The sequence below is a fragment of the Pyxidicoccus xibeiensis genome, assembly GCF_024198175.1.
GTDB classification, from domain to species: domain Bacteria; phylum Myxococcota; class Myxococcia; order Myxococcales; family Myxococcaceae; genus Myxococcus; species Myxococcus xibeiensis.
The window spans coordinates 265,773-292,121 of the sequence record NZ_JAJVKV010000006.1; the positions used below are offsets into that span (position 1 = coordinate 265,773).

21 protein-coding genes are annotated in these 26,349 nt (G+C 72.2%); 9 read left to right on the forward strand and 12 right to left on the reverse strand.

The window, feature by feature from the left end; genetic code table 11:
- Positions 1–51 precede the first annotated feature (51 nt).
- The 4 genes from rpmB to LXT23_RS27890 are packed head-to-tail and all read left to right on the forward strand — an operon-like array spanning position 52 to position 3,556.
- The gene (rpmB, locus tag LXT23_RS27875; RefSeq protein ID WP_163996957.1) at positions 52–243 is read left to right on the forward strand and encodes a 50S ribosomal protein L28; all 192 of its coding nucleotides are present in this window, start codon (positions 52–54) and stop codon (positions 241–243) included.
- Between the two features lie 17 nt (positions 244–260).
- Positions 261–1,205 carry an N-acetylmuramic acid 6-phosphate etherase gene (murQ, locus tag LXT23_RS27880; RefSeq protein WP_253983359.1) on the forward strand — a complete coding sequence of 315 codons (945 nt, stop codon included), beginning with the start codon at positions 261–263 and terminating at the stop codon, positions 1,203–1,205.
- A 36-nt stretch (positions 1,206–1,241) separates the two neighbouring features.
- Positions 1,242–2,396, forward strand: a complete 1,155-nt coding sequence (locus tag LXT23_RS27885) for an anhydro-N-acetylmuramic acid kinase (protein ID WP_253983360.1) — start codon at positions 1,242–1,244, stop codon at positions 2,394–2,396.
- Positions 2,393–3,556, forward strand: a complete 1,164-nt coding sequence (locus LXT23_RS27890; protein WP_253983361.1) for a GTP-binding protein — start codon at positions 2,393–2,395, stop codon at positions 3,554–3,556. Before LXT23_RS27885 ends, LXT23_RS27890 begins: the two co-directional genes overlap by 4 nt.
- 6 nt (positions 3,557–3,562) lie before the next feature.
- On the opposite strand, the gene LXT23_RS27895 is transcribed toward LXT23_RS27890, so the two are convergent.
- Positions 3,563–4,648, reverse strand: coding sequence for a DUF4388 domain-containing protein (locus LXT23_RS27895; RefSeq protein WP_253983362.1), 1,086 nt, complete (start codon positions 4,646–4,648; stop codon positions 3,563–3,565).
- Between the two features lie 31 nt (positions 4,649–4,679).
- Between LXT23_RS27895 and LXT23_RS27900 the strand changes: the two genes are divergently transcribed.
- The 3 genes from LXT23_RS27900 (at position 4,680) to LXT23_RS27910 (ending at position 8,595) form a co-directional block, all read left to right on the forward strand.
- Positions 4,680–5,615 (forward strand): alkaline phosphatase family protein, encoded by a 936-nt coding sequence (locus tag LXT23_RS27900; RefSeq protein WP_253983363.1) that lies wholly within the window; start codon positions 4,680–4,682, stop codon positions 5,613–5,615.
- Between the two features lie 5 nt (positions 5,616–5,620).
- Positions 5,621–6,586, forward strand: coding sequence for a hypothetical protein (locus LXT23_RS27905; RefSeq protein ID WP_253983364.1), 966 nt, complete (start codon positions 5,621–5,623; stop codon positions 6,584–6,586).
- Between the two features lie 140 nt (positions 6,587–6,726).
- Complete coding sequence (locus LXT23_RS27910) at positions 6,727–8,595, forward strand: hybrid sensor histidine kinase/response regulator (protein ID WP_253983365.1); 1,869 nt, start codon at positions 6,727–6,729, stop codon at positions 8,593–8,595.
- 6 nt (positions 8,596–8,601) lie between these two features.
- Here the strand turns inward: LXT23_RS27910 and LXT23_RS27915 are convergent, their stop codons facing one another.
- From LXT23_RS27915 to LXT23_RS27930, 4 genes are all read right to left on the reverse strand, one after another.
- Positions 8,602–9,546 (reverse strand): OmpA family protein, encoded by a 945-nt coding sequence (locus tag LXT23_RS27915; protein ID WP_253983366.1) that lies wholly within the window; start codon positions 9,544–9,546, stop codon positions 8,602–8,604.
- 7 nt (positions 9,547–9,553) lie between these two features.
- Positions 9,554–11,230, reverse strand: coding sequence for a TldD/PmbA family protein (locus tag LXT23_RS27920; protein WP_253983635.1), 1,677 nt, complete (start codon positions 11,228–11,230; stop codon positions 9,554–9,556).
- 179 nt (positions 11,231–11,409) lie between these two features.
- Entirely contained in the window at positions 11,410–12,729 is a 1,320-nt protein-coding gene (locus LXT23_RS27925) for a nucleotide sugar dehydrogenase (protein ID WP_323379092.1), read from the reverse strand.
- Positions 12,730–12,797: 68 nt separating this feature from the next.
- A complete protein-coding gene (locus tag LXT23_RS27930) occupies positions 12,798–14,873 on the reverse strand; it encodes an alginate lyase family protein (RefSeq protein ID WP_253983367.1) in 2,076 nt (691 codons plus the stop codon).
- Positions 14,874–15,077: 204 nt separating this feature from the next.
- Here LXT23_RS27930 and LXT23_RS27935 point away from each other — a divergent pair, with 204 nt between their 5' ends.
- Positions 15,078–16,097, forward strand: a complete 1,020-nt coding sequence (locus tag LXT23_RS27935; protein WP_253983368.1) for a histidine kinase dimerization/phospho-acceptor domain-containing protein — start codon at positions 15,078–15,080, stop codon at positions 16,095–16,097.
- A gap of 84 nt (positions 16,098–16,181) precedes the next feature.
- Here LXT23_RS27935 and LXT23_RS27940 read toward each other — a convergent pair whose 3' ends face one another.
- Genes LXT23_RS27940 through LXT23_RS27965 form a run of 6 tightly spaced genes read right to left on the reverse strand, consistent with a single transcriptional unit; the run spans position 16,182 to position 23,309 of the window.
- Positions 16,182–18,728 (reverse strand): hybrid sensor histidine kinase/response regulator, encoded by a 2,547-nt coding sequence (locus tag LXT23_RS27940; protein WP_253983369.1) that lies wholly within the window; start codon positions 18,726–18,728, stop codon positions 16,182–16,184.
- Between the two features lie 5 nt (positions 18,729–18,733).
- Complete coding sequence (locus LXT23_RS27945; protein ID WP_253983370.1) at positions 18,734–19,318, reverse strand: chemotaxis protein CheW; 585 nt, start codon at positions 19,316–19,318, stop codon at positions 18,734–18,736.
- Positions 19,319–19,322: 4 nt separating this feature from the next.
- On the reverse strand, positions 19,323–19,700 hold the full coding sequence (locus LXT23_RS27950) for a response regulator (protein ID WP_223752974.1): 378 nt from the start codon (positions 19,698–19,700) through the stop codon (positions 19,323–19,325).
- A 29-nt stretch (positions 19,701–19,729) separates the two neighbouring features.
- The gene (locus LXT23_RS27955; RefSeq protein WP_253983371.1) at positions 19,730–21,343 is read right to left on the reverse strand and encodes a methyl-accepting chemotaxis protein; all 1,614 of its coding nucleotides are present in this window, start codon (positions 21,341–21,343) and stop codon (positions 19,730–19,732) included.
- Between the two features lie 35 nt (positions 21,344–21,378).
- Entirely contained in the window at positions 21,379–22,749 is a 1,371-nt protein-coding gene (locus LXT23_RS27960; protein WP_253983372.1) for a CheR family methyltransferase, read from the reverse strand.
- The gene (locus LXT23_RS27965; protein WP_253983373.1) at positions 22,746–23,309 is read right to left on the reverse strand and encodes a chemotaxis protein CheW; all 564 of its coding nucleotides are present in this window, start codon (positions 23,307–23,309) and stop codon (positions 22,746–22,748) included. Before LXT23_RS27965 ends, LXT23_RS27960 begins: the two co-directional genes overlap by 4 nt.
- 249 nt (positions 23,310–23,558) lie before the next feature.
- On the opposite strand from LXT23_RS27965, the gene LXT23_RS27970 reads away from it, so the two are divergent.
- Complete coding sequence (locus LXT23_RS27970; RefSeq protein ID WP_253983374.1) at positions 23,559–25,592, forward strand: TonB family protein; 2,034 nt, start codon at positions 23,559–23,561, stop codon at positions 25,590–25,592.
- 31 nt (positions 25,593–25,623) lie between these two features.
- Here the strand turns inward: LXT23_RS27970 and LXT23_RS27975 are convergent, their stop codons facing one another.
- Entirely contained in the window at positions 25,624–26,343 is a 720-nt protein-coding gene (locus LXT23_RS27975; protein WP_253983375.1) for an HAD family hydrolase, read from the reverse strand.
- Positions 26,344–26,349 lie beyond the last annotated feature (6 nt).

Consider the following 26,349-nt stretch of genomic DNA (forward strand, 5'->3'; position numbering starts at 1 on the left):
TCTTTTAATCGGCAGGCGTGCGACGCCCCAGTTTTCAAGGAGTTAGAGGTCATGGCGTGGAAGTGTGACATCTGTGGCAAGCGTCCGCTGGTGGGTAACAACGTCAGCCACGCGAACAACAAGACCAAGAAGCGGACCCTCCCGAACCTCCAGAAGGTCCGGGCCAACGTCGAGGGGACCACCACGCGCGTGCTGGCGTGCACCCGCTGCATCAAAGCGGGCAAGGTGACCAAGGCCGCCTGAGGCCTGGACGTTCGAGGGTGGGCACGACTCGCGCTTCACGGCCGTCACTGCCCCCCACCGAGCGGCTTCACCCCCGCGCGGACGACCTCGATCTGCTGTCAATCGGGTCGGTCGTCCGCCGGTTGCATGATGAAGACCTGGCCGCCGTCCGTGCGGTCCGTGCCTCGCTTCCGGCAATCACGGAAGCGGCTCGGGCCGTGGCGGATGCGTTGCGGGCCGGCGGTCGACTCCTCTACGTGGGCGCCGGTACCAGCGGGCGGCTCGGCGTGCTGGACGCGAGCGAGTGCCCTCCCACCTTCGGAGTTCCGCCCTCGCGGGTCCGCGCGGCCATCGCCGGTGGACGCCGGGCGCTGACGCGCGCCGTGGAGGGCGCCGAGGACGACCTCGAGGCCGGAGCCACCGCGGTGCGCGCCTTCCGGGCGGGCCCGAAGGACGTGGTGTGCGGCATCTCCGCCAGCGCCTCCACCCCGTACGTGCTGGGCGCGCTGGCCGAGGCGAAGCGGCGCGGGGCCCACACGGTGCTGGTGTGCTGCAACCCGCCGGGCCCCAGGGCCGCCGCGGACACGGTGGTGCTGGCGCGCACCGGGCCGGAATTGGTGGCGGGCTCCACGCGGCTGAAGGCCGGCACGGCGACGAAGCTCATCCTCAACGCGGTGACGACTGCGGCCTTCGTGTCGCTGGGCAAGGTGTACCGGGGGCGCATGGTGGACGTGCGCCCGGCCAACGCGAAGCTGCGCACGCGCGCGGCGCGCATGGTGGCGGAGCTGACGGAGCTGCCCGCCCCGGAGGCCTCGCGGCTGCTGGAGGCGGCGGGCGGCGAGGTGAAGCTGGCGCTGGCCATGCACTTCACCGGACTGGACGCGAAGGCGGCCCGGAAGCGGCTCGCGGCGGAGGGGTTGCGTGCCCTCTCGCCCTCCGGACGGCGGGGCACACGGCCGCGTCGCCCTCGTACCTCCCGGTAGGAGCGGGGCGTGGGCCCCGGGCCTTACACTCCCGGTATGCGCCTGCACCCTCCCCTCGCCGACCCCCGACAGCCGCGCCTGTGCGTGGGGTTGCTGTCCGGCACCAGCGTGGACGCCGTGGAAGCGGCCCTGTGCGAGGTGACGGGGACGGGCGACAACGTGCGCCTGCGCCTGCTGTCCCATGTCTCCGTGCCCTTCCCCCGGGAGCTGGTGGCGCGCGTGCTGGGCCCGCAGGACGCGGGCACGCTGAGCACGCTCAACTTCGAGCTGGCCGAGCACTTCGCCGCCGCCGCGAAGCAGGCCCTGGAGAAGGCCGGCGTGTCACCGGAGCAGGTGGCCGCCATCGGCTCGCACGGGCAGACGATGGCCCACGTGCCGCCAGGCGCCAACGCGCACCCGTCCACCCTGCAGATTGGCGAGCCCGCAGTCATCGCCGAGCGCACCGGCATCCCCGTCATCAGCGACTTCCGCACCCGGGACGTGGCGGCCGGAGGCCATGGCGCGCCACTGGTGCCCTACCTGGACTGGGCCGTCTTCCGCAGCCGCGAGGCGCCCCGCGCCCTGCTCAACATCGGCGGCATCGGCAACATCAGCGTGGTGGGCCCGCGGCTGGAGGACACCCTCGCCTTCGACACCGGCCCCGGCAACATGGTGCTGGATGGGCTGGCGCGTCGCGTCACCCAGGGCCGGCTCGCGTGTGACCTGGACGGCACGCTGTCCCGGCGGGGGCTTGTGATTCCGGAGCTGCTGGCGGAGCTGCTGGCGCACCCGTTCCTGGCCCTGCCTCCGCCCAAGAGCGCCGGGCGCGAGGGCTTCGGCGAGGTGCTGGTGGACGGGGTGTGGGCGAGGCACACGGGGCGCCCCTACGACGTCATGGCCACGGCGCTGGAATTCACGGTGGAGAGCATCGCCCGGGCCTATGAGACGTGGCTCCTGCCGCGCTTCCCCGGGCTGGAGGGGATGTACGCCTCGGGGGGCGGCACGCGGAACCCGGCGCTGATGGAGCGGCTCCGGGCCCGGCTGGCGCCCCTGCCCGTCCAGACGCTGGAGGCCCTGGGTTTCCCGGAAGGGGCGAAAGAGGCGGCCCTATTCGCCCTCCTGGCGGCCGAGCATCTGGTAGGGACTCCGGCGAATGTCCCATCGGCAACTGGCGCAAGGCGTCGAGTCGTTCTAGGAAAGCTGACACCGTGAGCAGCGTGAACCTGATGGCCCGCGAAGTGGCCGCGAAGATTGTCTTCTACGGGCCGGGCCTGTCGGGGAAGACGTCCACCTTGCGGAAGATCTACGAGACCGTGCGCCCCGCGCACCGTGGCGAGATGATGTCCATCGCCACCGAGGGGGACCGGACCCTCTTCTTCGACTTCCTCCCCGTGAAGGTGGAGCGCGTGGGCGACTGCTCCGTGCGGCTCGCGCTCTACACCGTGCCCGGCCAGGTCTTCTACAACGCCACCCGCAAGCTGGTGCTCCAGGGCGCCGACGGCGTGGTGTTCGTGGCGGACTCGCAGGCGGAGGCCATGGACGCCAACCGCGAGTCCCTGGCCAACCTGGAGGAGAACCTCTTCGAGCACGGCATCCGCCTGGACCGCTTCCCACTGGTGATGCAGTGGAACAAGCGGGACCTCGAGAACGTGCTGCCGGTGGAGGTGCTCCGCAAGGAGCTCAACCCGCGCGGCGTGCCCGAGTTCGAGACGGCCGCCACCAACGGCAATGGGGTGCTCGACACGCTCAAGGCCATTACGCGGCTGGTCATCAAGGACCTGCGCGCCAAGCGCATCGTCCCACCGCCCCGCTCCGCGACGCCGGCCACGGGCCCCCAGCCCGCGGGCCTGGAGGCGCAGCTCACCCGGCATCTCCAGAACCGGCAGCCGCCGGCCCCCGGGCAGGCGCAGGCGACCGCTCCGGTGATGGCGCACGGGGGAGGCCCCGCGCCCGCCCTGGCCAACACGCCGGTGCCGCGCGTGACGCCGGTGACGATGGCGCCGCCCCGCGTGGAGCCGCTCCCCGTGCAGGCGCCCCAGACAGGCCCGAAGCTGCTGGGCGCCGCGAGCGCCCTCGCCTCGGGGGACATGTTCGACCATGCCCGCGCCGCCGAGGCCGCGTTCATGTCGGGCGACTACGCCACGTGCGTCACCGCGTGCTCGGACGCCATCCGCCGCGCGCTGGCCTACGCGGGCGAGGGGCCGCTGGCGCAGCAGGCGTTCCTGCTCCGCGTGGACGGCGCCGACCTGCTCCGATTCCAGGGGCTGGCCACGCAGCAGCACATCCGCGTGGATGACGCCGCCTTCGCCCTCTACGTGCTGATGCAGGTCTTCGTCCGGCTCAACGCGGTGGGCCTGCCCAACGCGGAGTAGCGCGGCTCAGCGCGGCATCGTGAGCTGCAGCAGCCCCATCCGCTGCAGCTTCGCCAGCGTCTTCAGCGTCTCCAGCTCCCGCGCGGGGCTGGCGAGCACCAGCGTGGACACGTCCCACGTGCCGCTGATGAGCCCGGCAATCTGCCGTTCCTCCGGCTTGAGCAGCGACAGGCCCTGCGGGTCGTACACCATCAGCGGCACCACCAGCGGGGGCATCTCCGCGTAGAGCGCCGCCACGTGCTCGCGCTGCACCAGCCGGGCGAACTCGCGCACGCGCCGGTCCGCGGGGTCGCTGGCCAGCAGGGACGCGCAGACGATGCCCGCCGCGTCGTACTGGCCCTCGCGCATCAGCACCCCGCCCTTCTCCAGCATCTCCGCCACCGGGTCCGCCTCCAGTTGCGGCGCCCCGTCCACCTCCACCAGCTTCGCCCGCAGCAGCTCGAACACCCGCCGCGTCACCGACGAGCGCGACACGCCCATGGACAGCCGCAGCCGCCCCAGGTTCTGCGGCGTCGTGCACAGCGTCAGGATGATCCGGTGCATCAGCGGCTGGCTCGGGCTCGGCGGCGACAGCGCGCGCACGCTCAGCGCGTCAATCGGCAGCGCCTTGTCCACGTCCGGCTGCTCATCCACCCACCGCAGCGACTCGAAGAGCAGCTCGCGGATGCTCATGTCGGACGGCACCCAGTCCTCGCCCGAGCGGTCCGCGTCCTCCGTCCAGTGGAACGTCCCGCGCGCGGCAATCGTCAGGTCCGTCATCGCCGCGAACAGCTCCTCGCGGCCCAGATCCCGCACCCACCGCGACTGCACCCCATGCGAGTCGAACGCCGCGTCCACGTCCGGCGTGCGCGCCAGCTCGTCGAAGGCCGCCAGCACCTTCGTCCCGGACGCCAGCTTCGCCAGCGTCAAGAGCCGCGCCACCCGCCCGCGCAGCCCCTCCGACGCCGTGGCGCCCACCTGTCCGGACAGGACGAAGAGCTTCCGCTCGCCGGCCTCCCAGGAGAGCTGGAGCGTTCCCGTCTTGCGGGAGCTATCCAACCATTGAAGGAACTCGGGAAGCGGGTAGCTGAAGAGGTCGCCGTGGAGGGCCATGCTGTCGGGTTCGAGGATACAGTCGTCCGCCGTGCGCGTCGCGGTCCTGTTCATCGATGGAGTCGGCATCGGCCGGAAGGACCCGGCCGTGAACCCGCTTGCTCACCGGGAGCACCTGCTATCCCGCTTCCAGGACGCAGCCGGCCCCCCGCTGCCGGACGGAGGCCGCTTCCTCCCGGTGGACACGACGTTCGGCGTCGCCGGTCGCCCCCAGTCGGCCTCCAACCAGACGGCCATCCTCACCGGGGACCCGGCCCCTGCCCTGCTCGGCCGCCACATCCTCGGCTACCCCAACGCCCCCCTGCGCGGGCTGATGGCGGACCGATCCATCGTGAAGCGGCTCGCCGCCGCGGGCCGCACCTCCACCTTCGCCAACGCCTACCCCGCGCCCTACCTGGATGCGCTCGGCGTGCCTCGCCGCCCCAGCACGTCCCCGCCGGAGTTCGTCGTCCCGCCCGAGTCGCGCCGGAAGATGCGACCCTCCGCCGCGAAGCTGGCCTTCGCCGCCGGCGGGGTGCCCCTGCGCACGCTGGATGACGCCCGCGCCGCAGACGGCCTCACCCACGACATCACCGGCGCCGCCGCCCGCGCCTACGGCCTGCCCGCCCCCGAGCGCACGCCCGAGGAGGCCGCCGCCATCTTCTGGCACGTGGCCTCCGGCGCCGACTTCACCTTCTTCGAGCACTACCTCGCGGACGAGGCCGGCCACGCGCAGGACCTGACGGCGGCCCTGGGGGCGCTGGACACCTTCGACGCCTTCACCCGTTCGGTAGTGGCCACACGGCCGCCGGGCGCCCGGGTGCTCGTGTGCAGTGACCACGGGAACGTGGAGGACCTGTCCACGCGCGGACACACGTTGCACCCCGTGCCCGTGCTCTACTTCGGTCCGCCCTCGACAGAGGTGGATGCCTTCTCCACCGTGGCCGACGTGGGGCGCGCGGTGCTGGGCTGGCTCGGGGCGGAGTGAGACACGTGAAGCACGGATGGCGTCACAGTCGCTGGAGTCCCGGGCGCGTCCTGGCGCTGCTGGCCCTGGCGTGGCTCACCGGCTGCGCCAGCACGAAGAGCACCAGCGTGCCCGCCACCTCCGAGTCCGCCCAGGCGGAAGCCACCGGGGACCTGCGCACGTCCGTGGGCCCCCGCATCGACCTGGAGTTCCGCGAGCGCGACACCGGCGCGGCCTCGCAGGTGAAGCTCGCCGTGGAGCGCGCCCTGCCGAAGCTGGCCCGCTGGGGCACCTTCGACGACTCCGTCACCATCGTCATCCACCCCAACCATGCCGCCCTGGAGCGCGCCGCCAACCGCCCCGGCCACGACTTCCTCCGCGCCTGGGCCCGCTACGAGCAGATAGAGCTCCAGAGCCCTCGCACCTGGTCCCTGCTCGGCGCCAACCAGGCCCAGGTGGATGAGCTGCTGCTGCACGAGCTCACCCACAGCCTCATGTACCAGGTGGCCTCGGACCGGCTGGGCTGGACGCGCAAGCGCATCCCCCTGTGGTTCCGCGAGGGCATGGCCTCGTACACCGCCGAGCAGGGCTACCGCGTCTCCTCCCTCGTGGACCTGGAGCGCTTCTGGCGCAGCCAGCCCGGCGCCGACCCGCTCACCGAGGCGGACACCCTCTACCAGGGCTCCAGCGACATCGTTTACGGCGCCGCCCACCACGCCTTCACCTTCCTGGTGCGCCGCTACGGCGAGACGGCCGTGCGCGCCGTCCTCCACGCCATGAGCCGGGGGCCCGACTTCCCCGAGGCCTTCGCGGAGGCCGTCGGCGTGCGGCACGAGGACTTCCTCCAGGACTTCCGCCGCTATGTCCGCTGGCAGGGCTTCAAGGGCGGCCGGCAGCTCAAGCCCCAGCGCCCTCGCCAGGCGCCGCCCGCCCCTACCTCGCCTCACCCCTCCGCTCCTTCACCCACCTCGCCGCCGGCTTCCACTCCTTGAGCACCCAGCACTGACGGGCGGTTGCAGTTTTCAGAACTGCACACTGGCTGCGGGGTGCAAACCAGTGACATTATTCTCACTGCGTTGGAATCTGGAGTGGCGATTGGGGTCGCCAGGGTCCAGAGCCGAGGGGCGAGGTCATGGTGGAGCAGCAAGAGGCCCGACAGGAGCGGTCCGGCGAGGCGGTGTCCGACTCGCGGACGCTGCTGGAGCGTCTCCAGCGGTCCGAGGAGGTCCTGGAGCGACTGTGCGCCGCAGGGGCGCCGGGCGTGCCCGAGGATGCTCACGCCGCGTTGCGACAGGAGGTCGCCGCGCTGCGCCAGATGCGCGGCGAGCTGGGGCTGCTGCTTGAGCGCGGGGCGCTCATCGCCGACACGTCGCACCGGCTGCTCAACCTGCTTCCCGAGGAGATGGAGTCGGGCATCCGCGGCGCGCTCGCGCTGCTCGGTCAGCACGCGCGCGCGCAGCGCTGCTACGTGGGCCTGCTGTCCGACGACGGCGGCCACCTGATGGACGCGTACGAGTGGTGCGCGCCCGGCACGGAGCCCTACGGGCTGGAGTCCTACCGGGGTGCGTCCACCGCGGCCTTCTCCTGGTCCATGCGGCAGTTCCAGGCGGGCCGGACTGTCACGGTGACGGACCCGTCGATGCTGCCGCCGGAGGCCGCCGCCGAGCGTGGCGCCGCCGCGGCGCGGAGGGTTCGCGCGTACGTCAACACGCCGCTGTCGCTCGGGGGCCGGCTCGTCGGGTGGATGGGCTTCGACTCGGTGGGAGCGCCGCGGAGCTGGACGCCGGAGGAGCTGCACCTGCTGGGGCTGACGGGCAGCGCGCTGGTGAACGCCCTGGAGCGCAAGCGGCGCGACACGCTGCTGCTCCAGGAGAAGCAGCAGGAGCAGCGGGCGCGCTCGCTGGGCATCGTCGCCGCGGGGCTGGCGCATGAAATCAACAACCCGCTTGCATATACGACGGGGAACCTGGAGTACCTGAAGCAGCGGCTGCCCTGCCCGCACACGTCCGGGGGAGGGCTGACGGACGAGTGCCAGCAGGTGCTGTCCGAGGCGCTGGAGGGCGCGAGCCGCATCCGGCGAATCGTCGCGGACCTCGGCTCGCTGTCGCTCCGGGACGGTGAGGAGGAGGAGCCGGTGGACCTCCGGGCCGTCGTCGAGAGCACCCTGCGCATGGCGGCCAACCAGCTCCGCCACCGGGCGCCGGTGGTGCGCGAGTACGGCGACGCGCTGCCCCCGGTGCGGGGCTCGACGACGAAGCTGGGCCAGGTGGTGCTCAACCTGGTGCTCAACGCGGCGCAGGCCATTCCCGAGGGGCGCTACTCCGAGCACCGCATCACCGTCGCGCTGCGTGCCGAGGGGGACGGGGTGCTGATGGCGCTGTCCGACACCGGCCGGGGGATTCCTCCGGAGGTGCTGCCGCGCATCTTCGACCCGTTCTTCACCACGCGCCGGGTGGGCGGAGGCATGGGCATGGGCCTGGCCATCTGCCGCGACATCCTCTGCTCGCTGGGCGGGAGGATTGGTGTGCGCAGCGAGCCCGGCCAGGGCACCACGGTGGAGGTGTACCTGCCGCGCGCCGAGCACACCGAGCACGAGGCCCGCGTCGTGGTGGAGACTCCGGCGTCGAGTGCGAAGCGGGTGCTGGCGGTGGACGACGAGCCCCGGGTGCTGGACCTGCTGCGCCGGCTGCTGCGCGGGCACGAGCTGGTGACGGCCACCAACGGCCGCGAGGCCCTGGAGCGGCTGCGCGAGGACCGCGAGTTCGACCTCATCCTCTGTGACTTGATGATGCCGGAGCTGACCGGCATGGACGTGTACGCCGCCGTCCGTGACTTGTGGCCGGGCCTGCAGGAGCGCATCGTCTTCATCACCGGCGGCGCCTTCACCCCGGAGACGCAGCGCTTCCTCCAGAACGTGACGAACCCGCTGCTCGCCAAGCCCTTCGAGCCCGCCCAGCTCCGCGAGCTGGTGGCGACCGCCACCGCGCGGCTGAGGAACTGAGAGGCTTCAGGGCCCCGAGGGCTCGGCGACGAGCTCCACGCGGCGGCTGCGCGCGAAGCACGCGGGCGTGTGCTCGGGGCACGGCGGCCGTGCGTCCCCTTCCGAGCCCAGGACGAGCCGTGCGCGCTCCACGCCGAGCGACAGGAGGTACGCGGCCACCGACTGCGCGCGCCCCTGTCCCAGGGACGTGTTGACGGACTCGGGCCCGCTCGCGTCCGCGTGCCCCTGCAGGCGCACCGCCAGGCCCGGCTGCTGAATGAGGCACACCGCCGCGCGCTGGAGCACCGCCTCCGCCTCCGGGCTGAGCCGCGTGTCGGAGAAGCGGAAGAACACCGGCTCCAGCACGCACGAGCCTCGCGCCTCCGCCGTGGGGGTGGACGTCAGGCGACGCGCCTCGGCCAGCACCTCGTCCACCGCGCGCGAGGCCGCGGCCTCCGCCAGCGGCGTGTTCTCCACCGGCCCGTACTCGATGCCCACCACTGCCTCCCGCGGCTGCCCCGAGAGCAGGAAGGCCGGGCGGTGCTGCCACTGCTGCGTGACGCCCTCCCGCACATAGGCCGTGGAGGTGACGCGCACCGTGTCCCCCGGCCGCGCGTCCAGCGTGACGCGGCCGCGCATCACGAACCGATAGCCCTCCACGTACGAGAAGACCTGCGAGCGCCCCTCGTACACCACCCGCACGTCCAGCTGTCGCAGCCCCACCGGCAGCGGGTGCCGCGCGCCGTCCGCCGGCGTCGCCAGGCGCGTGCCGTCGAGCACGTACTCCACGGACCGCAGCTCCCAGCTCCCGTCCGCCCCCAGCCGGTCCTCATGCCGCAGCTCCAGCAGCGCCCCGCCCCCGGACACGGGCTGGGCGCTCGCGGCGAGCGGCGCCGTGAGGACGAGCAGGCAGGCGAGCAGCATGGGACGCATCATCGACTGGCCACGGCGGCTGCCGCTCCCCCCACTCATGGGCCGACTACTTCTCCTGCCGGGCCGCCGGCTCCTGCTGCGCCGCCGGGCTGGAGAGGATGGGCGGGCGGTCCTTGCCCTCCACCGCGCGCTGCAGCTCGATTTCCTGGAGGAGCATGGCGGGCGCCACGGTGGACACCGGCACGTTGCCGCTCTCCGCGCCGCAGAAGCCGTTGAAGATGCCCGCCCTCTGCCCCGAGGCCAGGATGCGGTTCACCGCCGACAGCGGCGTGCCGACGATTTCCACGCCGCGCACCAGCGACTCCTTCCCCGTCTTCACGTCCACCCGGTACACCATCCGCGGCACGCCCTTGAACGCCTGGTACCCGTAGCTGGACGTGTTCGTGTTGCCGCCGGTGATGTCGCGGATGATGAGGCCGTACGGCTTGCCCTGCCGCTTCGCCTCGGCGATCAGCATCTTCTTCAGCTCCGCGTCGCTCACCGCCTTGGTGCTCTCCACCAGGAGGTTGGCCATGCGCGCCACCGGCTTGAGCGTGCCCTGGCTGCGCCCGTGGCCGTTGGACTGGAGGAAGCCCTCCACCGGCCTGCGGCCCAGCAGGTAGTTGCGCAGCACGCCCTTCTCCACCAGCGTCACCCGCTGGCCCCTCACGCCCTCCTCGTCGAAGAGGTAGTAGCCGTTGAGCGGCTCGCCCTGGAGCATCCGCTGCGTCGGGTCGTCGTGGATGGAGATGAACGACGGCAGCACCAGCTTGCCCACCTGGCCCTTGAACGTCTTGCCCTCGTTGTCCCCGTCCTGCCGATCTCCCTCCAGCCGGTGCCCCACCGCCTCGTGGAAGAGCACGCCGGACGCCTCGGGCGCGAGGATGGCCGGGCCCGTGTACGGGTCGATGGCCGGCGCCGCGCGCAGCGCCAGCAGCTCTTCAATCACCTTCGCCGCCGCCTCGCGCACCTTCGCGTCGTCCGGCAGCCCCGCCTCCGTGGGCGAGTAGAAGTTGCGCGAGTCGTCCAGCAACTGCCCGTCCGGCGCGCGCGTCACCGCGGAGACGTGGAGCCCGTAGAGCACCTCCTCGGTGATGAGGCGGGTGCCCTCGGTGGACACGAACAGCCGCGTCACCTTGTCCGTGGAGACGCGCACCTCCGAGTCGAACAGCTCCGGGTGCGCGTTGAACTGCGCGGACACCTCGCGCGCCAGCTTCACCCAGCGCTCCCGGTTGAACGGGGCCTGCAGGGGCGGCTGCACGTGGGTGCTCGGCTTCTCCTTCGTGAAGGACGGCGGACGCTTCGGGTCCTCGACGGCGTAGACGTCCTCGCCCTTCTTCTTCAGGAACTGGAAGAGGGCCGACTTGTACTGCTCGTCGGTGATGAGCCACAGCGCGGTGCGCAGCGCCAGCGGCGAGTCATCCAGCGGGCCGTCCTTGCGCGCGATGTAGCTGGTGCCCTTGGTGGAGAAGCTGAACTCCAGGCCCTCGGCCACCGAGCTGTCGAAGTCGTAATTGCCCACCCGCACGTCGACGTACAGCTTCCGCTCGCGGTAGCCGTCGTCCAGGAAGACGGCGCCATACCGCGCGGCGACGGCGTGCTGCTCGTAGTCCTTGAGCTGGTAGCTCATGAAGTACGGCGGCTCGTGGCTCTGCATCTTCAGCTGCTGCTGGTTGCGCGTCAGCTCGGTTGCCATCGCGTCGAGCAGCTTCACGCGGGCATCCGGCGCGGGCGCCGCGGCCATCAACAGGCTCGAGGCCACCAGCAGTGGGAGGACGGGACGGAAGAAGGTTCGCACCGCCCCACTGTACCCGACCCATGTCCCAAGACGAGCAGGTCCTCGCCCTCGGGCGCCCCTCCCGGCACCCGAGGACGAGGACCCTTGCCCGGAGGGTCGGTATCCGGGCAGCTCCTCGTTCCTGCCTAGGCCTTGGTCACCTTCTCACGGCCCTTGCTGACGTTCTTCGTCGCGTTGCGCGTGTCGATGATGACCTGCGAGTTGGCCACCACCGCGGCGTAGTCGATGTTCGAGTGGTCCGTGAGGATGAGGACGGCGTCGTACTGGCCGAGCTTGTCCAGGTCCAGGGGCACCGACTTCATCTCCATGTTGAAGCCGTGGCCCTTGTGCAGCTCGGGCACGTACGGGTCGTGGTACTCGAGCTCCGCGCCCTTCTCCTTGAGCAGCGTCATGACGCGCAGAGACGGGCTCTCGCGCATGTCGTCGATGTCCTTCTTGTACGCCGCGCCGATGCAGAGGACCTTCGCGCCGTTGAGCGTCTTGCGGGCGTTGTTGAGCGACTCCATGGTGCGCTGCACCACGTAGTAGGGCATCTGCCAGTTCACCTCACCGGCCAGCTCGATGAACTTGGTGTGGAACTCGAACTCGCGCGCCTTCCACGTCAGGTAGAACGGGTCGATGGGGATGCAGTGCCCACCGAGGCCGGGGCCCGGGTAGAAGGGCATGAAGCCGAAGGGCTTGGTGCTGGCGGCCTGGATGACCTCCCACACGTCCACGTTCATGCGGTCGCAGAGCATCTTCATCTCGTTGACCATGGCGATGTTGACGCAGCGGAAGATGTTCTCCAGCAGCTTGGACAGCTCCGCCACGCGGGTGGAGGAGACCGGCACCACTTCCTTCAGGGCGCTGCCGTAGAGGGCGCAGGCCACCTCGGCGCACTCGGGAGAGTAGCCGCCGACAATCTTCGGAATCGTCTTGGTGTTGAAGCTCTTGTTGCCCGGGTCCTCACGCTCGGGGCTGAAGGCCAGGTAGAAGTCCACGCCCGCCTTGAGGCCGTTCTTCTCGAGCAGCGGCTTGAGCACCTCCTCCGTGGTGCCGGGGTAGGTGGTGGACTCGAGGATGAAGAGCTGCCCGCGGCGCACGTAGGGCGCCAGGGCCTCACCCGTCTGGATGATGAAGCTCATGTCCGGCTCGCGAGAGGCCGTCAGCGGCGTCGGGACGCAGATGATGACGCAGTCCAGGTCCTTCGCCTTCGCGAAGTCCATCGACGCCTTGAGCTTGCCCGACTTGCTCAGCTCCGCCAGCGGCGCGCTGGGGATGTGCTTGATGTAGCTCTCGCCCTTCTCGATCTTGTCGATCTTCCGCTTGTCGATATCGAGCCCCGTCACCGGGAAGCCCGCTTCGGCGAAGGCCATGCCCAGCGGCAGACCCACGTAACCCAGACCCACGACCCCGACCTTCGCGTCCCGCGCCTTGATCCGCTCGAGCAGCGGGCTGCCAACCATCACCCTCATCGTCCTCACCTCTCCTGATGCGACGTGCCGTTCTCCACGGTCACGCCCCGACCCAGCCATCACCTGAAGACAACCACCCACCTCAGCCACACCGGGGGAGTCACCTGCCCCCGGAACTCCACCGCCAGCGACGGCACCACCCGCCCGTACCCTGGCGAATACCTCGACGGCGCCAGCTTCAGCGCCAGGCCCTTCTCCACCACCACCCACGCGTGCGGCGCCCCCTGGGGGCCCAGCTCCACCGCGAGCGGCTCGAACTCCACCGGTCCCTCCGCCACGCGCCTTGCCCGTGACAGGACCTGCATTTCCGGCGCCACCAGGCGCGCGTCCTCGTCCGGCAGGTGGAACCGGCCCACCACGTCGTGCCGGCCCGTGCCGATGAACCTGTCGCGCCCGGCCAGGGCGCGCTCGTGCCTGTCGAGCCGGAACGTGCGCTCGATGCCCACCGGGGCGGGCAGCATGCGGTAGCCGTCGTGACGGACCAGCAGCCTGTCCACGGTGCCTCCCGGAAGGAAGGCCACCACCCGCGCCCGGGCCTCTTCCGGCAGCGCGAACAGCCGCGCCGGGTCGAGGGTGGCCTGCTCCGCGCCATCCACCTGCACCGTGTTGTGCGCCGCCGTGCCGCGGAACCAGTTCCGCGTGGCCGGGTCTCTCGTGTACGTGCCCGTGCCCGGATCCACGATGACGGGGCGCCCGTCGAGGTGGAGCTCGAAAGAAAGTTTGTCGTTGTGGCTGTGTCCCCCGACTCCGCCCTGCCCCTGCTTGCCGGCGCAGACAGTGATAACGGCACCCGCTCCGCGCAAGATGTGGAAGCCACCTTCCGGAAAACTCACCGAAACGGGCGCCGGCGCCGGAGCCAGCGCGCGGAAGCGCTCCAGGCCGGCACGGCCCAACAGCCACGCCGCCTCGTCCGGAAGCTCGCCACCGCCCAGGCCCGCATCGCCGAAGAGCGCCGCGCCCAGCCCCACCAGATAGCCGTGCTCGTTGTCCTCGCGCTCCCGCAGCGGGAAGACGCGGCCGGAGTCGTTGTCACCCACCTGCGGCGCCAGGCCCCGCTCGGAGCACCACGCGCGCACGGCGTGGAACATGCGGCGCAGCCGTGACTCGTACGCCGGCCCCAGCGGCACGCCCGCGCCGCGCGCGACGAGGTACGCCAGGGTGAACAGCTCCACCGACAGCCGGTGGTAGGGAATGGAGCCCTCGAAGGACGTGCCCTCGAGGTGGACCTGTGCCTCCATCTGCTCGCGCAGCCCGCCCACGGCCAGGGCCACCTGCTGCGGCGCGCCCGGCAGCTCCGGGAAGAGCAGGCCCACCACCAGCAGGCCCACGTAGTTGGAGACCAGGTGGTTGTTGGGCACCGCGCCCCGGTCCTCCAGGTGCGCCTCCACCCACGCGGTGTGCTCCGCGAGCGCGCCCAGCACGGGCACCAGGAACTCCGGCCGGTGCACCTCGGGCGCCTCGGAGAACATCACCAGTGCCTGCGCGAGGTTCGCCGCGCGCAGGGCAATCTCCATGGCACACGTCCAGTGGATGCCCTGCCCCACCGGGTTGGCCTGCAGGAAGTCCAGCGTCTGCGACACGAAGGCGGACGCCAGCCGCGAGCGCTGCTCGCGCGAGGTCTCCACCCAGTAGCCCTGCCCCAGCGCCACCACGCTGTCGAGCCGGCCCATCACCCACGGGTACTTCGGGTCCTTCCCCGTCGAGTGGTGCGCCATGCGCTCCACCGGCGTCAGGGGATAGCGGTGGCCGCTGACGGGGTCCAGCGACCACTCCACCGGGCGGCCCTCACCGAAGGCCACGCGCGTGCCGAAGATGTTCCACTCCTGGCGCAGCGCCGTCCGCGCCAGGCCGAGGGCCCGCTCCCGGGCGCCCGGCACCGCGGCGAGCGCCTCGAGGACCGAGGCGCGCTGCGACACCTCACACCAGATGCGCGAGGAGCGCTGGCCCAGCGCCAGCTCCGCGAGCTCTTCCGCGGTGGTGGCGCCGAAGCACTCGAGGAGCTGCACCTCGTCGGCGCGCTCGCGACGACGGTACAGCGCCTGCCTGGCCACGCCCTGAACCCGCCGCACCGCGCTCCGCGCCAGCCCCGCCGGGGCCAGTCGAGCGATTGCCGCGTAGTAGTCGAAAGTCCCCATCCGTCCCTTCCGCCGCCCGTCGCGGTGCCTGATAGCAAGCGGCTGGCCAGTGGGTACTTCCGAGGAGTTGAAGGGGTTTGCACGATCACCCGGGTCGCCGGGACGGTAAAAATTGGGAGGTGACGGCCCTGACGAGGGTAAAGGATTTCCGATCGTCGCCCCCGCGGCTTCCCAACCTGTGAAGCGTTGCGTCCCGGGCACACCATGCCCATACCTTCGTCCGTGCGGGCGGGTGCTTGGAGTGGGCGGCGCATCGAGGACGACCTCGATGCAAGGGTGGACACGGTGCTCGCGGCGGTGGCCGAGCGGGCGCTGCGGTGCGGCACGCGTGCGGGGCTGGAGTCCCTGCTGCGTGAGGCGCTGCGGCTGACCGGGGCCTCGGGAGCGGCGCTCTATGATGGGCGCACGTGCGTGGCACGCGTCGGTATGGGCGAGCCTGCGCGGAGGCCCGGGGCCGCGCTGATGGTGTGGCCGGAGCGTCCCGGGGTGCTGGAGCAGCGGACGCTCGCCCGGCTGGCGACCTTCGGGACTTCATTGATGGCCGCGCATGCGCGCGAGGTGGATGCAGCGGCGCGGCAGGCGCGGCTGCTCGAGGCGAAGCAGCGGCTGGAGCAGACGGTGGCGCAGCAGGAGCGGCGACGCTCCCGGGCGTCGCATGACCTGAGGACACCGTTGATGGTCATCAAGGGATATGTGGACATGATGATGAAGGGCACGGCGGGCCCGCTGACGGAGCCCATGCAGCGGTACCTGGACCGGATGATGCGCGTGGCGAATGACCAGGGTGCCCTCATCGAGCGCCGCCTGGCGCGCGTGGTGGACGAGGGCGTGGAGGACCTGCGCCCGCTGCTGCGCTCGGCCTTCATTCCCTCCGCGCGGCGCGGTGCCGCGGTGGCCGCGGCGCTGACGCTGCCGGGCCGGCCGGTGGCGCTGAAGGGCCCGCGCGCGTCGGTGGATCTGCTGGTGCGCACGCTGGCTCGCGCGGTGGCGGCCTCCGGTGGCGCCGCGTCGGTGCGGGTGGAGTCCGCCGAGGAGCTGGGCATGTGGCGGCTGCGCGTGGACATGCGCGGAGGCCGGCCCCTGCCGGAGAAGACGGCGGCGGTGCTGCGGCACCTGGCGCAGCGGCTGCGCGGCGGGCTGTCGCTTCCCACGGGCGAGGGTGGCGAGCTGGTGGCCCACCTGCCGGCGGACGACACCGTGCCCGCGTCCATGGCGACGCATTGACGCGTGAGGCTTCGACGTCGAAGCCCGTGACGCCCGCGCCCGGCGCCGCGCCTCACACCGGGGCGCGGCCGCGGCTGCGTGGCGTCAGGACGCGGGGAGCAGCTGGCGGACGAGCTCCAGCAGCTTGCCGCGCTCCACCTCGCGCTTGACGAGGTAGCCGTCCGCACCGGCCTCCAGGCCCGCGGCGCGGTCCTCGGGGCTGTCCAGCGAGGTGACGAGGATGATGGGCGTGCGGTGCAGCGCCGGGTGCGACTTGATGCGCCGGGCCAGCCCCACTCCGTCCAGCCGGGGCATCTGCCAGTCGCTCACCACCAGCTGGCAGGGCGTGCGCTCCAGCACGCCCCAGGCCTCCTCACCGTCCGCCGCCGTCACCACCGGGTAGCCGGCAATCTCCAGCAGCGACTTCATGGCGAAGCGCGTGGTGAGCGCGTCGTCGCACACCAGGATGCGGGGCCGCGTGCTCTGCGTGGACGTGGAGCGCGTCTCCGGCCGCGCCGCGCGCACCAGCTCCGTCGCGTTGAGCACCGGCACCACGCGCCCGTCGTCCAGCACCGCCGCGCCCGCCAGGTGCCGCACGCCCTGCACGTGCCGGCCCAGGGAGCGGACGACGATTTCCTGCTGTCCCACCACCTCGTCGATGGCGAACAGCACCCGGTCTTCACCCACGGACAGCAGCGCCGCCGTCTGCAGCTTCCCCGAGTCCAGCGCCATCGGCAGCCGTGGCAGGCCGATGGACTCCGCGAGCGGCAGGAATGTGAGCTGCTCGCCGTCCACCCGCGCCACCACCCGGCCCGCCACCGTGCCCACGTCCGCGGGCGTCAGCCGCAGCACCCGCTTCACGCAGTCGGAGGGAATGGCGGACACCGTCGTGCCCGTGCGCACCAGCAGGCCCAGCGCCGCGGCCAGCGTCAGCGGCAGGTCCACCGTGAAGCGCGTGCCCCGCCCCGCCGTGAAGTCCACGTCCACCGAGCCCTGCAGCCGCTGCGCGGTGGCCTGCACCACGTCCAGCCCCACGCCGCGCCCGGAGGTCGCCGTCACCTGCTCGCGCGTGGAGAAGCCGGGCTGGAAGACCAGCCGCGCCGCCTGTGCGTCCGACAGCTTCGCGGCCGCCTCGGCCGTCAGGAGCCCGCGCCGCACCGCCGTGGAGCGCACCCGCTCCGGCGACAGGCCCGCGCCGTCGTCCTCCACCACCACCGCCATGCGCGTGCCGCGGGGCTCCACCCGCACCGACAGCCGGCCCACCTCCGACTTGCCCACCGCGCGCCGCTCCGCCGTGGACTCGAGCCCGTGGTCGATGGCGTTGCGCACCAGGTGCAGCAGCGGGTCCTTCAGCGCGTCGAGGATGCGCCGGTCCAACCGCACGTCCCCGCCCACCAGGTCCAGCGACACGTCCTTGTTCAGCCGCGCGGACACCTCGCGCACGGTGCGCCGCAGCGGCTCCAGCACCTGCGACGCGGGCACCATGCGCAGGTCGCGCAGGTCGTCGCGCGCCACCTGGGCCACCAGCGAGAGCTGCTCGCCGTCGCGGTGCGAGTCGCGGGCCAGCCCTAGCAGCCGCTTCTGCAGCCCGCGCATCAGCCCCAGGCCCGCGCGCAGGGGCTCCAGCGCCGGCCCGCCGCCCGACATCGTCAGCTGCGACGAGGCGCGCTCCAGGTGGAGCAGCACCTCGTGCATCCCATCCATCATCGCCCGGTGCGCCTCGCCCCGGCGGGCCTGCTGCGCCCGGCCCGCCATCAGCAACTCCACCTGCAGGGCCAGCGACTCCAGCGTCTTCACCGACACGCGCACCGTGCGGTCCGCCGTGCCGCGCGACTCCTGCAAGGAGGAAGGTGACGCATGCACGCCCGAGCCCTCCGCCGCCGCAGGGGCCGGCACGGTGCGCAGCGCCTCCACGGCGCGCTCCACCGCGCCCGCCCCGCCCGGCCCGCTCGCCTGCAGCGCGGCCCGCAGGTCCACCAGCGTGCCGGCCACGTCGGACGCGGCCATGCCCGCGGAGTCCCCGCCCGGCTCCATGCGCGTGAAGCCCAGCGCCGCCGCCTCCGCCAGCGAGGCCACCTTCGGCACTCCGGCCGCCTCCGCGGCGGCCTTCAGCGCCCGGGCCCGCTCCACGGCGGTGCGCACCACCGCCGACCGGTCCGGCACGTCCGGCGAGCACAGCGCCCCCAGCGCCGCCTCGAGCGACTCCAGCGAGTCCATCCCCTTCGCCACCGTGCCGCCCTGGGCCCCGGCGGGCGCCGTCACCGCGCCCTCGCGCCCCAGCGACGCCAGCAGCGCGCCCAGCCCGTCCACCACGGGAGACTGGCCGGCATCGCCGCGCGCCATGGCGCCCTCGATGGCGGACAGGCCGCGCAGCATGGACTCCACCGCGTCGCGGGGAAGCCGGTCCTCCGGCTGGAAGTCGGCCAGGCCATCCTCGATGGCGTGCACCACCTGCTCGATGTCGTCCAGGCCGAGGCTCGCCGCCGAGCCCTTGACGCTGTGGACCAGCCGCCGCAACGACGGCAGCAGGTCCGGCTCCCGCGCCTGGGCCGGGCCCTCCAGCCCGAGCACCTTCGAACCGATGGCCTGGATCTGCTCACGCGTCTCCGCGGAGAACACCGGCCAGATGCTGCGCAAGAGCTGTGCGTCCATGGCCCCTATTCCTGCTCCTGCCGCGCGGCGGAGGGTCCCCCGAGCTGCTCCAGGTCCAGCACCGTCATCCGGTCCTGCGTGAGGAACAGGAAGGGCCCCGGCGGCGGCTGCGACAGGTCGCCCTTCGGCAGCTCCTTGCGCCCCTCGACGTTCTCCGCCGCCAGCCCGAAGCTCTCCTCCCCCACTTCCACGACGACGACCTTCCCCAGGTCCGACATGCCGCCGCCCTCCAGCCCCAGCAGCTGCCGCAGGTCCAGCACGGGGACGATGCGCGAGCGGCTCAGCAGCGCGCCCATGACGTGCCTCGGCGCCCCCGGCAGGGACGCGAGGCCCCGCGCCTCGAGCACGTGGTCCACGTGCTCGATTCGCACCGCGTAGCGCTCGCCACCCACCTGGAAGGCCAGCACCGACAGCATCTCCTGGTGCTCCTCGTGGCGGGACTCGGCCAGCGCCCGCGCGCGCGCGCCCAGCACCTCGCGCCGCCGCTCCGCGCTCACCGCCTGCGTGCCCTCCAGCAGCGCGTGCGCGTCGTCGAGCTGCCGCCGCAGCGAGGCGTAGTCGATGTCCACCTTCGAGTCGTCGCTGGCCATGGGCTCAGTACCGGGTGGCGGGCAGCTTCAGGATGTCCCGCACCTTCGAGCGCAGGTCATCCACGGACACCGGCTTGTTGAGGAAGGCGCTGGCACCCACCAGCTTGCCCTTCTGCCGGCTCGCATCGTCCTTCAGGGAGGTGAGCATCATGAAGGGCGTGTGATGCAGGTTGGGGTCCGCCCGCACCGCCGCGCACAGCGCGAACCCGTCCATCTCCGGCATCTGCACGTCGGAGATGATGAGGTCCGGCTTCAAGTCCCGGGCCTTGGTGAGGCCCAGGGCGCCGTTGGGCGCGTCGAAGAACTCCAGCCCCCACCCCATCAGGTACACCTGGAGGAGGTTGGTGATGGTCTTCGTGTCTTCGACGATGAGCACCTTCATGGCCCGTCGTGCTCCCGCCACCGTTGCGTTCATAGCTGGTACCTACCCACCAGGTCCGAGAACCGCTTCGAAAGAGACGTCAGGTTTCCGGCCACCGATTCGATGCGCCGGGTCTGCTCCACGGAGTCTCCCATGGCGGAGGTCAGCTCGCCCATGGCCGCGGCAATCTGCTCCACGCCAATCGTCTGCTGACGGGTGTTGCCGGCAATCTGCCGTGCCGCACCGGACGACTCGCGGATGACCTCCGACAGCCCGAGGATGGTGTTGCCCGCGCCGCGCGCCAGCTCCATGGCGGACTGCGCCCGGCGGCTGCCCTCCTCGGTGGCGGCGACGGCCGCCTTGGTGCCCTTCTGCACCTCGTTGAGCAGGCCGCGCACCTGGTCCGCGGCGATGCGCGACTGCTCCGCCAGCGTGCGCATCTCCGTGGCCACCACCGCGAAGCCCCGGCCGTGCTCGCCCGCCTTCGCCGCTTCGATGGAGGCGTTGAGCGCGAGCAGGTTGGACTGCTCGGCCACGTCCTTCACCGTGCTGATGATGTCGCCAATCTGCAGCGTGCGCTCGTTGAGGTCCGTAATCGACAGGGCAATGGCCTTCACCTGCTCGCCCAGCTTCTCCATGCCGGAGACGCTCTCCGCCACGACCTTCTGGCCTTCCGCGCTGAGCGACTCGGACTTCTGCGTCTGGGAGATGACCGAGTCCGCGTAGGCCGTGGCCTGCTTGGACGTCTGGGCAATCTCCGCCACCGTGGTGCTCGTCTCGTTGATGGCGGACGCCTGCTGGTGCGCCATGGCGGACTGCTGGGTGGACGTGGCCAGCACGCCCGTCGCCTCGCGCTCCATCTCCGCCGCCGCGCCGCGCAAATCCTGCAAGAGGTGCGCGAGCTCCTCGGCCATGGCCGCGAAGCTGCGGGCCACGTCGGCAATCTCGTCCCCGCCCCGGGTGTCGATCTCCTGGCGCAGGTTGCCCGCGGCGATGCCCGCCGCCGCGCGCGCCAGCCGCTCCAGCGGGACGATGAGCAGCCCCGACATCAGCCAGGACGCCAGCAGGCAGCCCGCCAGGATGAGCACGCCCAGCACCGCGGTGAAGCGGGTGGTGCCGCTCAGCGCGTCGGCCAGCGCCTCCTCGTGGAGCGCCACCTGCACCGAGCCCAGCCGCTGGGGCGCGGCGCCCTGCGCGGTGGTGGTGGAGAAGATGGGCGTCGTCACCTCCACCACGCCCAGGCCATTGAGGCGGAGCCGGCGGTCGGTGATTTCGTCCCCCTCGGGCGCCACCTGGTCCTCACCGGCGAAGCGCTCCGCGGCGACCTCGGCCACCAGGTCGCCCTTCGCGTCGCGCACCAGCACGTAGGCCACGTCCGGCACGTGGCGCAGCACGCCGTGCGCCGCCGCCTGGAGCTTGCCCGGGTCTCCCCTCGCGGCCAGCATGGGCGTCAGCGTCTTCGCCAGCTCCGTGCTCACCGAGCGCGAGCGCCGCGACAGGTCCTCGCGCTGCGCGGCGCCCATCTGCAGCCAGAAGGCGAGGATGAGGATGCCGGCCACCAGCGCGCCCGTCACACCGGTGACGGCGAGGATCTTGGTCCTCAGGCTGAGCCGTCCCACGGCGCCCTGCCCCGTCGGTGTCAGCTTGGTCCCCTTGACGTCCACGTTGCCTCCCACCTACGCAAACTCACGCGCGCGGCTCAGCGCGCACCCTGCCATCCGGCCTGCGGCCTCGGCACCAGGGCCTGCCGCAGGCCACCAGCGGTCATCGCTTCCACCCCACGCAGGGGGTGTTCGTCATCCAGCCCGTCCAGCGCGCGCAGGGCGTTCTGCCGCGCCCGCTCCGCGTCCTCGCGACGGTCCATCCGGCCGTAGAGCGCCACCAGCGTGGCGTGCCCGAGCGCCAGCTGCGGCTCCAGGTACAGCGCCTTGCGCACCGCCTCCACCGCCCCGTTCAGGTCTCCCCGCCCCTCCGCCACCATGGCCAGCAGCAGGTACGCCTCCGGCACCAGCCCCTTCGCAGCCTCGCGCGCCAGCGCCTCCGCCTCCTCGAAGCGGCCCGAGCGGGCCGCCTCCAGCGCCCGCCGCAGCGACTCGGGCGTGGCCGGTGCGCGCTCCAGCAAGGACAGCGGCTCCGCGCGCGGAGGGGCCGGGGGCGCCACCACGACATTGGGCGCAGCCGGGGCCACGGGGGCGCTCCGGCGCGGCGGCGGCGCGGGGCGGGGGCGCTCCGGAGGGCGGGCGGCGGCCGGGGCCGCGGGCCGCGTCCACTCCGGATGCGGCAGGCGCAGCGCGACGCTGCCCTCGGCGTCCACCGTCTCCAGCCCCAGGCCGTTGGTGAGCGGCACCTCGGCGGGTGACACGAAGAGCAGCCCGCCCGGGGCGAGCGACGCGATGAAGCGCGCCAGCACCTCGCGCACCACCTCCTGCGGGAAGTAGATGAGGACGTTGCGGCAGAAGATGGCGGCCAGGCCCCCGGCGGGCGGCGGGTCCATCACCAGGTTGTGCCGCCGGAAGTCCACGGTGCGCCGCACCTGCGGCACCACGGAGAGCTGGTCCCCGCGCGCGGCGAGGAAGCGCTTCTCCAGCTCCGGCTCGATGCGGCGCATGGACCAGGGGCCGTAGGCGCCGTCACGCGCCCGCTGGAGCGCCCGGCCGGACACGTCCGTGGCCAGCACACGGAAGCGCCCCTCGGGCACGCCCGCCGCCAGCAGTGCCATGGAGATGCTGTAGGGCTCCTCGCCGCTGGCGCAGCCCGCGCTCCAGACGTGGAAGAAGGGCCCCTCGTGCGCCGTGGCCAGCCGCGCCAGCGTGCGCAGGTGCTCCGGGTGGCGGAAGAAGTACGTCTCGCCGATGACGGCGTGGTCGATGAAGCCCTCCACCGCCGTGGACTCGCGCAGCAGCAGCTGGCGCAGGAACACGGCCGGCTCCAGTCCCTGCTCCTCGGCGGCCCGGGCCAGCGCCGTCTCCAGCGAGCGCCGCAGGCTGTGCGCGAGCGTCAGGCCACAGGCGGCACGGAGCACTTCCTCGACGCGGACGAGCGTCGCATCGTCGAGCACCGCCTCACTCACGACCCCTCCGGCCCCACCAGCACCGCCGAGGTCCGCAGCAACGGACGCACGCCCTCGGGCGTGCGGCACAGCCCCGCCATCAGCCCCGACGCGTCCCAGGGCAGCGGCTCCGAGCCGTCGGGCGTGCCATCCACCAGCACCGGCGTCTCCACCAGGTCGCGCACGCGGTCCACCAGTACGGCCACCGTGCGGGCGCCCTTGCAGATGACCAGGTGCGCGTCCATGTCCGGCACGCGCTTGACGCCCAGCAGCACCGCCAGGTCCACCACCACCGCCGGGCTGCCCCGGTAGATGAAGGTCCCCGCCACGTGCGGCGGCGCGCCCTGCAGCGGCTCCAGCTCCACCAGCCGCACCACCTCCTGCACCGTGTCCGCCGCCAGCAGCGCGCTGGTGCCCGCCGCGTCCAGCGTGAGGTACATGCCCGGCAGGCGCAGCTCGCCCGCCAGCGACGCCAGCTCACGACGCAGGCGGACCTGCTCGGCCTCGAGCTCGCTCAGCCGCTCCTGCACGGAGACACGCCGCTGGGGAGCGTTCACGGAATTGTTGGGGGTGTCGGACATCGGCGCGGCCCCGCCTGCTTCGGTCCTGAAGCGCGGGACACCACACGCTAGTCCGGCGGGCGAAGAAGCGTCAAAGGCGGCCCGCCCCTTCATCCGCCCACACCGCCCTCCCGCGTAGCGCCGGCAACGGAAGCAACCAGACGTGCTGGATCAAACAGCCCATGGGTGCGTCGTGACGGGAATTTGTGGTTTGATGCCGAGTCGCCACACTCCGGGAGAATCCATGTTGCTTGCTGTCAGGGGCTACGAATGATCAACGGCGACCCGTCGAACCCCGAGGCATCCGCTGCTGGAACCGGCGCTGATCCACTCATCGGACGGACCCTGAACGGCCGCTTCAGCATCCTGGAGCCGCTCGGCGTCGGAGGCATGGGCAAGGTGTACCGCGCCCTGCAGGCCCCGCTGGAGCGCATGGTGGCGCTGAAGGTGCTCAACCCCACCTTCCAGAGCAGCAAGGACCCGGGCTTCCAGAAGCGCTTCCTGCGCGAGGCGTCGCTGACGTCCAAGCTGCGCCACCCGAACACCGTCACCGTCATCGACTACGGGCAGACGGACGACGGCATCTACTACATCGCCATGGAGTACCTGGAGGGCCGCACGCTGGCCCAGGTGCTCGGGCAGGTGGGGCCGCTGGCCTGGGCGCGCTCGGTCTCCATCGCCCAGCAGATCTGCCGCTCGCTGCGCGAGGCGCACAGCCTGGGCATCGTCCACCGCGACCTGAAGCCGGCCAACATCATGCTCCTCAACGAGCAGGATCAGGACCTGGTGAAGGTGCTGGACTTCGGCCTGGTGAAGTCCGTGGCCGCGCCCCAGGAGGGGCAGATCTCCCCGGAGATCACCCAGAACGGCACGTTCCTCGGCTCGCCGCAGTACATGGCGCCCGAGCAGGCGCGCAACGTCACCGACGCGCGCAGCGACGTGTACTCGCTGGGCATCGTCATGTTCCAGATGCTGATGGGGCGCCCGCCGTTCATCGCCCGGGACCACATCGAGCTCATCTTCGCCCACTACAAGGAAGCCCCGCCCACCTTCCAGCAGGTGCGTCCGGACATCGCGGTGCCGCCGGAAATCGAGGCAGTGGTGCGCCGCTGCCTGGAGAAGGACCCGGCCCGGCGCTTCCAGACGATGGACGAGGTGCTGGACGGCCTGCGCGAGGCCAGCATGTCCGCGGGCGGCAACAGCGGCATCTTCAAGCGGCCCGGCGGCGCGACGACGACGGGGCCCTACCCCTCGCCGGCGCTCTTCGCCAGCTCGGGCCACAGCAACGAGTCCGCCGGTGACACGCTGGCGGTGGACATCAGCGTGGAGGTCCCCAAGGACGTCAAGCGCGCCCGGCAGCGCACGCTGCTGACGGGTGGGCTGGGTGGCCTCGTCGTCGCGGGCCTCATCGCCGGCGGCGCGGTGGTCTTCATGATGAAGGGCAAGGGCGAGGAGGCGCCGAAGCAGGAGGCGGCGCCCCAGGCCCCCGTCGCGGCCGCGCCCGCGGCGCCCGTGGAGCCCGCGGCGGCCCCCAGCAACCAGAAGGTGCGCTTCAAGCTGATGAGCCAGCCGAGCGGCGCGCGCGTCTTCTACCGGGGCAAGGAGCGAGGCACCACGCCCTTCACCCTGGAGATTCCCCCGGGCCAGGACGGCTCCGTCACGGTGGAGCTGACCTTCGCGATGGAGGGCTACCAGATGGAGACCGTCGTCGCGGGCGGCTCCGGCGAGGTGGTGCTCTCCCAGAAGCTGCAGAAGCGCCGGGGTGGCGGCGGTGGCCGCAACATCGAAGTCGCATCGGCGGCCACGGACGAGGTGGACGCCGCCGAGCCGGTGGCCACGCCCGGCGGCATGTCCGCGCCGGTGCTGCTGGCGCCCACGCAGGCCCCGGCGCCCGAGCCGGCCACGGCGGGCGCGGTGGGCGCCGCCGCGGCGACTCCGGCCAAGGGTGTGTCCGGCGGCCTGGCGGTGCCGGTGCTGCCCACCGCGGCGCTGGCGTCCGCGCGCGGCGACGTGCTGCCCTACAACGAGGACATGCCGCGCCCGGAGATGCTCGACCAGACCAAGGACATCATCTACACGCGCGAGGCCATGGCCTCGAAGTCCGAGGGTGTGATGCTCGTCAAGTGCGTCATCACCTCCAAGGGCCGCGTGGAGCGCTGCCGCGTCATCAAGTCGGTGGCGCACATGGAGAAGGCCGTGCTGGACGCGCTGCAGTCGCGCACCTACAAGCCCATCATGTACCAGGGCCACCCGGTCAACGTGGACTACACCTTCAGCATGCGGCTGGTGGCTCCGCGGCGCTGAGGCAGGACGCAGCCTCCCGCCGGGCCCGGCGTCAGGGCCCGGTGGACGGCACCACCGGCGGCGCGGGAGGCGCCGAGGGAGCGCCGCCCCCTTCGGGCACGCCCCAGCTCACCACCGGCCAGCCCCGCCTGCGGGCCTCGCGCTTCAGCCGGTGGTCCGGGTGCACGGCCACCGGCCGCCCCACCACCTCCATCACCGGCAGGTCCGAGTACGAGTCCGTGTAGAAGGCGCACTCCGACAGCGCCACGCCGGCCTCGCGCGCGTAGGCCTCCGCATGGGTGCGCTTGCCGGCGCCGAAGCAGATGGCGCCCAGCGGCCGGCCGGTGTGCCGGCCCTCGGCGTCCACCTCGAAGCGGTTGCACAGCACCGCGTCCAGCCGCAGCTCCTCCGCCACCAGCTCCGACAGGTAGCCCGACGAGGACGTGAGCAGCACCAGCCGGTCTCCCGCGCGGCGGTGCTCCTCCAGCGCCGCCCGCGCCCCCGGCCGGTAGAGGTGGCGCACCAGCTCCTCGTAGAAGCGCGCGGTGCGCTCCTGGATGGGCCGCGCGGGCGAGCCCGCCAGCAGGGCGATGGCACGCGCCACCGCGTCCTGCATGGAGACGAAGCCCAGGTGGTAGCGCGCAATCCACAGGCTGGCGTGCAGCGCCTGCATGCGGGTGATGTGCCCCAGCTCCAGCTCGCGGCGGACCCACAGCGAGCCGGAGTTGGCGGCAATCAGCGTCTTGTCGAGGTCGAAGAAGGCGACGGCCACGCCTGG

Coding starts and splice junctions, on each gene's coding strand:
- LXT23_RS27920 (WP_253983635.1), bottom strand. CDS start 11,230: ATGGCCGCGGCGCCCGCGCCGGATGCCCGCGTGAAGCTGCTCGACGCG.
- LXT23_RS27910 (WP_253983365.1), top strand. CDS start 6,727: ATGGTGGAGCAGCAAGAGGCCCGACAGGAGCGGTCCGGCGAGGCGGTG.
- LXT23_RS27945 (WP_253983370.1), bottom strand. CDS start 19,318: ATGGCCAGCGACGACTCGAAGGTGGACATCGACTACGCCTCGCTGCGG.
- LXT23_RS27970 (WP_253983374.1), top strand. CDS start 23,559: ATGATCAACGGCGACCCGTCGAACCCCGAGGCATCCGCTGCTGGAACC.
- rpmB (WP_163996957.1), top strand. CDS start 52: ATGGCGTGGAAGTGTGACATCTGTGGCAAGCGTCCGCTGGTGGGTAAC.
- LXT23_RS27935 (WP_253983368.1), top strand. CDS start 15,078: ATGCCCATACCTTCGTCCGTGCGGGCGGGTGCTTGGAGTGGGCGGCGC.
- LXT23_RS27930 (WP_253983367.1), bottom strand. CDS start 14,873: ATGGGGACTTTCGACTACTACGCGGCAATCGCTCGACTGGCCCCGGCG.
- LXT23_RS27925 (WP_323379092.1), bottom strand. CDS start 12,729: ATGGTTGGCAGCCCGCTGCTCGAGCGGATCAAGGCGCGGGACGCGAAG.
- LXT23_RS27965 (WP_253983373.1), bottom strand. CDS start 23,309: ATGTCCGACACCCCCAACAATTCCGTGAACGCTCCCCAGCGGCGTGTC.
- LXT23_RS27940 (WP_253983369.1), bottom strand. CDS start 18,728: ATGGACGCACAGCTCTTGCGCAGCATCTGGCCGGTGTTCTCCGCGGAG.
- LXT23_RS27950 (WP_223752974.1), bottom strand. CDS start 19,700: ATGAAGGTGCTCATCGTCGAAGACACGAAGACCATCACCAACCTCCTC.
- LXT23_RS27915 (WP_253983366.1), bottom strand. CDS start 9,546: ATGAGTGGGGGGAGCGGCAGCCGCCGTGGCCAGTCGATGATGCGTCCC.
- LXT23_RS27895 (WP_253983362.1), bottom strand. CDS start 4,648: ATGGCCCTCCACGGCGACCTCTTCAGCTACCCGCTTCCCGAGTTCCTT.
- LXT23_RS27885 (WP_253983360.1), top strand. CDS start 1,242: ATGCGCCTGCACCCTCCCCTCGCCGACCCCCGACAGCCGCGCCTGTGC.